At 67.3% G+C, this 7,147-nt stretch carries 11 protein-coding genes and 1 pseudogene; all 12 read left to right on the top strand.

What is annotated here, in order from left to right:
* Positions 1-87: pseudogene (rpsN, locus tag ACY45C_RS00505) on the top strand (type Z 30S ribosomal protein S14); the annotation flags it as partial.
* A 177-nt stretch (positions 88-264) separates the two neighbouring features.
* Positions 265-675, top strand: coding sequence for a 30S ribosomal protein S8 (rpsH, locus tag ACY45C_RS00510; protein ID WP_011435051.1), 411 nt, complete (start codon positions 265-267; stop codon positions 673-675).
* Positions 676-687: 12 nt separating this feature from the next.
* On the top strand, positions 688-1,224 hold the full coding sequence (gene rplF / locus ACY45C_RS00515) for a 50S ribosomal protein L6 (protein WP_462185697.1): 537 nt from the start codon (positions 688-690) through the stop codon (positions 1,222-1,224).
* A gap of 10 nt (positions 1,225-1,234) precedes the next feature.
* Positions 1,235-1,609, top strand: a complete 375-nt coding sequence (rplR, locus tag ACY45C_RS00520; RefSeq protein WP_462185698.1) for a 50S ribosomal protein L18 — start codon at positions 1,235-1,237, stop codon at positions 1,607-1,609.
* A gap of 71 nt (positions 1,610-1,680) precedes the next feature.
* Positions 1,681-2,289, top strand: coding sequence for a 30S ribosomal protein S5 (gene rpsE / locus ACY45C_RS00525; protein WP_462185699.1), 609 nt, complete (start codon positions 1,681-1,683; stop codon positions 2,287-2,289).
* Positions 2,289-2,474, top strand: coding sequence for a 50S ribosomal protein L30 (gene rpmD, locus ACY45C_RS00530; RefSeq protein ID WP_011435055.1), 186 nt, complete (start codon positions 2,289-2,291; stop codon positions 2,472-2,474). The genes rpsE and rpmD overlap by 1 nt, the downstream gene beginning before the upstream one ends.
* Before the next feature lie 2 nt (positions 2,475-2,476).
* Positions 2,477-3,007, top strand: a complete 531-nt coding sequence (gene rplO, locus ACY45C_RS00535) for a 50S ribosomal protein L15 (RefSeq protein WP_462185700.1) — start codon at positions 2,477-2,479, stop codon at positions 3,005-3,007.
* A gap of 261 nt (positions 3,008-3,268) precedes the next feature.
* Positions 3,269-4,561: a preprotein translocase subunit SecY gene (gene secY, locus ACY45C_RS00540; protein WP_462185701.1), complete on the top strand. Its 1,293-nt coding sequence runs from the start codon at positions 3,269-3,271 to the stop codon at positions 4,559-4,561.
* Positions 4,561-5,214 (top strand): adenylate kinase, encoded by a 654-nt coding sequence (locus tag ACY45C_RS00545; RefSeq protein ID WP_462185702.1) that lies wholly within the window; start codon positions 4,561-4,563, stop codon positions 5,212-5,214. Before secY ends, ACY45C_RS00545 begins: the two co-directional genes overlap by 1 nt.
* Positions 5,215-5,356: 142 nt before the next feature.
* On the top strand, positions 5,357-6,202 hold the full coding sequence (map, locus tag ACY45C_RS00550) for a type I methionyl aminopeptidase (RefSeq protein WP_462185703.1): 846 nt from the start codon (positions 5,357-5,359) through the stop codon (positions 6,200-6,202).
* 282 nt (positions 6,203-6,484) lie between these two features.
* Positions 6,485-6,706 (top strand): translation initiation factor IF-1, encoded by a 222-nt coding sequence (gene infA / locus ACY45C_RS00555; protein WP_006541558.1) that lies wholly within the window; start codon positions 6,485-6,487, stop codon positions 6,704-6,706.
* Positions 6,707-6,785: 79 nt separating this feature from the next.
* Positions 6,786-6,899, top strand: a complete 114-nt coding sequence (rpmJ, locus tag ACY45C_RS00560) for a 50S ribosomal protein L36 (protein WP_003956441.1) — start codon at positions 6,786-6,788, stop codon at positions 6,897-6,899.
* Positions 6,900-7,147: the final 248 nt, after the last annotated feature.

Raw genomic sequence — 7,147 nt, forward strand, 5'->3', positions numbered from 1 at the left:
TACCGGGGCTTCGGGCTCTGCCGGGTATGCCTGCGGCAGATGGCGCATCGTGGCGAGCTGCCCGGCGTCACCAAGAGCTCCTGGTAGGCCGGTACCGCGCCCCGGACCGGGGCCGGCACGGCTCCACCGGCAGCACGGCTCCACCGGCAGCACGGCTCCACCGCACCACCACCGCACCTCCACCCGATCGCGGCAGGCCCGGCATCCAGCGGCCGAGGACGACCTCGGCGCCGGCGGGAACCGCCGTGAGAAAGGCGTCAAGCCATGACGATGACCGATCCGATTGCGGACATGCTCACGCGTGTCCGGAACGCCAGCAGGGCGTACCACGACCGCGTGGTGATGCCTCACAGCAAGATCAAGACGCACATTGCCGAGATTCTCCAGCAGGAGGGATACATCTCCGGCTGGCACGTCGAGGACGCGACCTCGGCTGGCGGCGTCGGCCACACCCTGGTCATCGATCTGAAGTACGGCCCCAACCGGGAACGCTCGATCGCCGGGATCAAGCGCATCAGCAAGCCGGGTCTGCGGGTCTATGCCAAGGCGACGAACCTCCCGAAGGTCCTCGGGGGCCTGGGCGTCGCCATCATCTCCACCTCGTCGGGTCTGCTGACCGACAAGCAGGCGGGCAAGCGGGGCGTGGGCGGGGAAGTCCTCGCCTACATCTGGTAAGGAGGGCGAGCGATGTCACGGATCGGGCGCCTGCCCATTCCCGTCCCCAGCGGTGTCGATGTCACCGTCCAGGGAGCCACCATCACCGTCAAGGGGCCCAAGGGCACCCTGAGCCACGTCGTGGCCGAGCCGATCGTGGTGAACACCGAGGACGGTCGGCTCCTCGTGACCCGGCCCGACGATGAGCGTCGCTCCCGGTCGCTGCACGGCCTGACTCGCACCCTGGTCTCCAATATGGTCACCGGCGTCACCGCCGGATACTCGAAGACCCTGGAGATCGTCGGCGTCGGTTACCGTGTCCAGGCCAAGGGCTCCGACCTGGAGTTCGCCCTCGGATACAGCCACCCGGTGCCGGTCAAGGCCCCGGAGGGCATCCGCTTCGAGGTGCAGACCCCGACCCGCTTCGTGGTCCACGGGATCGACAAGCAGCTGGTCGGTGAGGTCTCCGCGAAGATCCGCGGGCTGCGCAAGCCCGACCCGTACAAGGGCAAGGGCGTGCGCTACCAGGGCGAGGTCGTCCGCCGCAAGGTCGGGAAGACCGGGAAGTAGGAGATAGATCATGGCAGTGAGCCTCGGCGCCAGCTCGCGCCGACGGACCGCGAAGCTCCGTCGGCACGTCCGGGTGCGCAAGAAGGTGGCGGGCACCCCGTCCCGCTCACGGCTCGTCGTCACCCGGTCCTCGCGGCACATCTACGCCCAGGTCATCGACGACGTCGCCGGCCACACGCTGGCGTCGGCGTCCACCCTGGACGTGTCGCTGCGCGGCGGCGAGGGGGACAAGACCGAGCAGGCCCGCAAGGTCGGCGCACTGGTCGCCGAGCGCGCGAAGGCGGCCGGGATCGCCGCGGTCGTGTTCGATCGCGGTGGGCGGACCTACTCCGGCCGCATCGCCGCGCTCGCGGACGCGGCGCGGGGGAGCGGGCTGGACTTCTGATGACTTCCCCCAGCCTTTACTGTCAGTCCAGCCTTTACCGCCAGTACAGCCAGAACAGGGAGATGTTGTAGATGCCAGGCCAGCAGCGCCGCGGCGGCGGCTCCGGCGGCTCGGACCGTCGGGAACGCCGGGACCGGTCGGGCAGCGGCCCGGCGCAGGAGAAGAACGCCTACGTCGAGCGGGTTGTCGCGATCAACCGCGTGGCGAAGGTTGTCAAGGGCGGACGTCGGTTCAGCTTCACGGCGCTCGTCGTGGTCGGTGACGCGGACGGGACCGTGGGCGTCGGCTATGGCAAGGCCAAGGAGGTTCCGGCCGCCATCGCCAAGGGCGTCGAAGAAGCCAAGAAGCACTTCTTCAAGGTGCCCCGGATCGGTTCGACGATTCCGCACCCGGTGCAGGGCGAGGAGGCAGCCGGCGTCGTGCTGCTCAAGCCCGCCTCGCCCGGTACCGGGGTCATCGCCGGTGGTCCGGTCCGTGCCGTGCTGGAGTGCGCCGGTGTGCACGACGTGCTCTCGAAGTCGCTCGGCTCATCGAACCCGATCAACATTGTGCACGCGACGGTCGCTGCTCTGCGTGGTCTGATGCGTCCCGAGGAGATCGCCGCCCGTCGCGGCCTGCCGCTGGAGGACGTCGCTCCGCCGGCCATGCTGCGCGCTCGTGCGGCGGGAGCCGGTGTCTGATGGCCAAGCTGCGCATCACGCAGATCCGGTCGGGGATCGGTGGTACCTCGAACCAGCGGGCCACGCTGCGTACCCTTGGTCTGCGGAAGATCAACGCGACGACCGTCCGTGATGATCGTCCCGAGATTCGCGGGATGATCAGAACTGTGACCCATCTTGTCCGGGTCGAGGAGGTGGACTCCTAGCCATGGCCGAACTGACGAAGACCGACGCCGGTGACGACACCGGCGCCACCGGCGCGGGCACTGAGGCCGGCTCGGCGCAGGCCGTCCGTGGCCGCGGCCTGAAGGTGCACCACCTCCGGCCGGCCCCCGGCGCCCATAAGTCCAAAACCCGCGTCGGTCGCGGTGAGGGTTCCAAGGGCAAGACCGCCGGGCGGGGCACCAAGGGCTCGAAGGCCCGCAAGCAGGTGCCCGCCCGGTTCGAGGGTGGCCAGATGCCCCTGCACATGCGCCTGCCCAAGCTGAAGGGCTTCCGCAACCGGTTCCGCGTCGAGTACCAGGTCGTGAACGTCGCCACCCTCGCGGAGCTGTTCCCGCAAGGTGGTGAGGTCACCAAGGCCGCCCTCGTGGCCAGGGGTGCGGTGCGGGGCAAGTCGCCGGTGAAGGTGCTGGGCAACGGCGACATCGACGTCGCGCTGCACGTGAGCGCGGACGCGTTCTCGGCCTCCGCGAAGGAGAAGATCGCCGCTGCCGGCGGGAGCGTCACGCAGAGCTGAGAGCATGGGTGGGGGTATGGGCCATGTCACCCCGCTCCCACCCCGGCCCCGCCCGTCCGGACCCCTCGCCAGGCGGCCATGCGCCTCGGCGTCAGCCGTCTCTTGCCGTCTACCATCGCTTACCCATGGTGATGTCGGGACGAGTGGGCCGGGTGTCCTGTTACAGTCGCCTAACCGACCTCGGCGACCGGCCGGGGGAGGCGATCCGCACTGGGCAGGATGTCCACTTCCCGTCGGTCCGCAATCCCAGCAGGAGGAGCCGTGCTCACCGCCTTCACGCGGGCATTCCGCACGCCTGACCTGCGCAAGAAGCTGCTGTTCACCGTCGGTATCGTGGTGCTGTTCCGGTTCGGCAGCGTCATGCCGTCGCCGGGTGTCTCGACGTCCGCAGTGAACACCTGCCTGGACTCGGCGAGTGCCGACAGCAGCAACGTCTACTCGCTGATCAACCTGTTCAGTGGTGGGGCGCTGCTGCAGCTGTCCATCTTCGCGCTTGGCATCATGCCGTATATCACATCGAGTATCATCATTCAGTTGCTCGTTGTGGTGATCCCTCGGCTGGAGCAGCTGAAGAAGGAGGGCAGCTCGGGCGAGCAGAAGCTTACACAGTACACCCGGTACCTGACGATCGCCCTCGGTCTTCTGCAGGCCACCGGCATCGTGGCGCTGGCCCGCAGCGGCCGGCTGTTCCCCGACTGTTCGGCCGCCATCATCCCGGACACGAGCCTGTTCCGGATCGCGACAATTGTCATCACGATGACAGCGGGTACCTCGGTCATCATGTGGATGGGTGAGCTGATCACCGCCCGGGGGGTCGGCAACGGCATGTCGCTGCTGATCTTCACCTCGATCGCGGCGAGGCTTCCCTCCGAAGGCGGACGCATTCTCCAGGTCGCCGGCGGTGTGGTGTTCGGCCTGGTGCTCCTGCTCGGTCTCGCGATCGTCGTGTTCGTCGTGTTCGTCGAGCAGTCTCAGCGTCGCATCCCGGTCCAGTACGCCAAGCGTCTAATCGGGCGGCGGATGTACGGCGGGACGTCGACCTACCTGCCGATCAAGGTCAACCAGGCCGGGATCATCCCCGTCATCTTCGCGTCCTCGCTGCTGCAGCTCCCTCAGCTTGCCGGACAGGTGTGGAGCAACCAGAGCTTCCAGGACTTCGAGCAAAGATACCTCTCCAGGGGTGGCCATCCATTCTATCTGGTGACATATTTCGCACTCATCATCTTCTTCACCTATTTTTATGTTGCGATCACCTTCAACCCGACGGAGGTCGCGGACAATATGAAGAAGTATGGTGGGTTCATTCCCGGGATCAGGCCGGGGAACCCGACGGCGGAGTACCTCAAACATGTACTCGACCGAATCACGCTCCCGGGATCGCTGTTCCTCGGCGTGATCACGGTTCTTCCGTTGGCACTGCTGAACCTGACCAAGGACCAGCCGTTCCCCTTCGCGGGCACGTCGGTTTTGATCATGGTGGGGGTTGGGCTGGAAACCGTGAAGCAGATCGAAAGCCAGCTCATGCTCCGCAATTACGAAGGTTTCCTCCGGTAGTGCGCCTCGTACTGGTCGGGCCGCCCGGTGCCGGAAAGGGCACCCAGGCCGCGTTCATTGCCCAGGCGCGGTCGATCCCCAAGATCTCCACCGGGGACATCTTCCGGGCGAATGTGCGACAGGGAACGGAGCTGGGCGTCAAGGCCAAGGCCTTCATGGATGCCGGTGATCTCGTACCGGACGAGATCACCATCGGTATGGTCCGCAACCGCTTGGCCGAGGACGACGCGGTCAAGGGATTCCTGCTCGATGGTTTCCCTCGCAACGTCCCGCAGGCCGAGGTGCTCGGGCAGATGCTCGATGGCATGGGGACCCGTCTGGACGTGGTGCTCGAGCTCGTCGTCGACGACGACGAGGTGGTGCGCCGGCTGTCCGGTCGGCGAACCTGTCGGAACTGCGGTCATATCTGGCACATCGACTTCGACCCGCCGTCGGTCGAGGGCGTCTGTGACCGGTGTGGTGGCGAGCTGTTCCAGCGCGACGACGACCGGTCGGAGACGGTCCGTCATCGGCTCGAGGTCTACGCGGACCAGACGTCGCCGCTGGTGGCGTACTACGCCGAAAAGGGCATCCTGATCGGTATCGACGCCACCGGACCGGTGGACAACGTCACCGACCGCGCGCTCGACGCCCTGCGGCACTACGGCGACTGAACCCGTCGGCCTGGTCCGGGCGCGGACCAGGCCGAACGTGGCTCCCGAGCTTTTCGCGGAAGATCGTTGGAGTACGTCCTGCGGGGGTCGGCGGCTAGCATCGGAAACGGACACAACACGAACACGGACCGGGGCGACGAGCGTGGCGCGACGAGAACACGTCCAGATCAAGACGGCGGCGGAGATCGCCAAGATGCGGGTTGCTGGCCTGCTCGTCGCGAAGACGCTGGCGCGGCTGCGTGACGCGGTCGTCCCCGGGGTCACCACGGCCGAGCTGGACGCCCTTGCCGAGAAGACGATCCGGGACGACGGCGGTATCCCGTCCTTCAAGGGCTATGCCCAGCCGCCGTATCCGGCCTCGATCTGCAGCTCGGTCAACAACGAGGTGGTGCACGCCATCCCCACCCGCAAGCGGGTGCTGCGCGAGGGCGACATCATCTCGATCGACTGCGGGGCGATCGTGGACGGCTGGCATGGGGACGCCGCGATCACCGTGCCGGTCGGTGAGGTCGCCCCGGAGGTTCTCGCGATGATCGACACGTGCGAGGGCGCGCTGTGGGCGGGCCTCGCCGCCGCCCAGCTCGGTGGAAAGCTCACCGACATCAGCGCCGCCGTCGAGCGGCATGTCCGTCCACATGGCTACGGCATCGTCGATCACTACGGGGGCCACGGTATCGGCAGCGAGATGCACCAGCCCCCCCACGTGCTCAACCACGGCCGGCCCGGCCGTGGCATCCGGCTGATCGAGGGCCTTGCGCTGGCCATCGAGCCTATGATCACCATGGGGTCGCCGGACACGGCCGTGCTCCCCGACGACTGGACCGTCGTGACCCGCGACGGCAGCCTCGCCGCCCACATCGAGCACTCGGTGGCAATCACTCCGCGTGGGCCGTGGGTGCTGACGGCGCCGGACGGCGGAGCGGCGAAACTCACCGAGCTCGGGATCGCCTGCGGGCAGCCGGCTGACGCCCCGTCTGGAACCGGCTGAACCGGCTGAGGTCGGGTCGACTCTGAGCGGGGGTCGTGTTGACCCTTGACGGGGGTCGCCGCGTACACTCTTTAGCTGGCGGTCTTCTCACGCCGGTGTGCTCCACCGTGTCGATAGCAGTCCTGTCTATGGCAGTTGCGGTCGGTGGCAGTGTGGTTGGTGGGTTCGGGCTCCTCTCGGGGTAGTTCAAGCCTCTGACCTTGGCTTTTCCGAATATTTCGGAGGGCCGACCGGTCGCGGCCGAGCCGCCGTCCCATAGTCGACGTCAGGACAGCGGAGGACATGCCGAAGAAGGACGGGGCCATCGAGATCGAAGGCCGTGTGGTGGAGCCGCTCCCGAACGCGATGTTCCGGGTGGAGCTCCAGAACGGTCATCGTGTTCTCGCCCACATCAGCGGGAAGATGCGCCAGCACTACATCCGGATCCTGCCGGAGGACCGCGTCGTGGTCGAGCTCTCGCCCTACGACTTGTCCCGCGGCCGCATCGTCTACCGCTACAAGTAGTCGATCTCTTCTCACTCGCCCGTAGCTCCACTCAATCGCCACGCGCGGCCCGCGGCTGCGCAGGAGGTCCGCAACAGCCGTGAAGGTCAAGCCCAGCGTCAAGAAGATCTGCGACAAGTGCAAGGTGATCCGTCGCCACGGGCGAGTCATGGTCATCTGCGACAACCTTCGTCACAAGCAGCGTCAGGGCTGATGTCCTGACGGGTGCGGCCTCGTCCCGGCGGGTGGCGCAGCACGTGCCGCCCGCCGAGAGGCGGCCCACCGCATCCAAGCGATGCCAGGCGTCCCATCCGGGACGACCTACCCCCGGTCGGAGGCCGGGGCCCGCCCGGCCCGGCGCCGGCCGGGACGGCATCGCCCGAGACCTCCGGCCGCAGGAAGGAAACATCCGTTCATGGCACGCCTCTCCGGCGTCGACCTTCCCCGCGAGAAGCGGGTTGA

The organism is Frankia sp. CcWB2 (assembly GCF_977927585.1).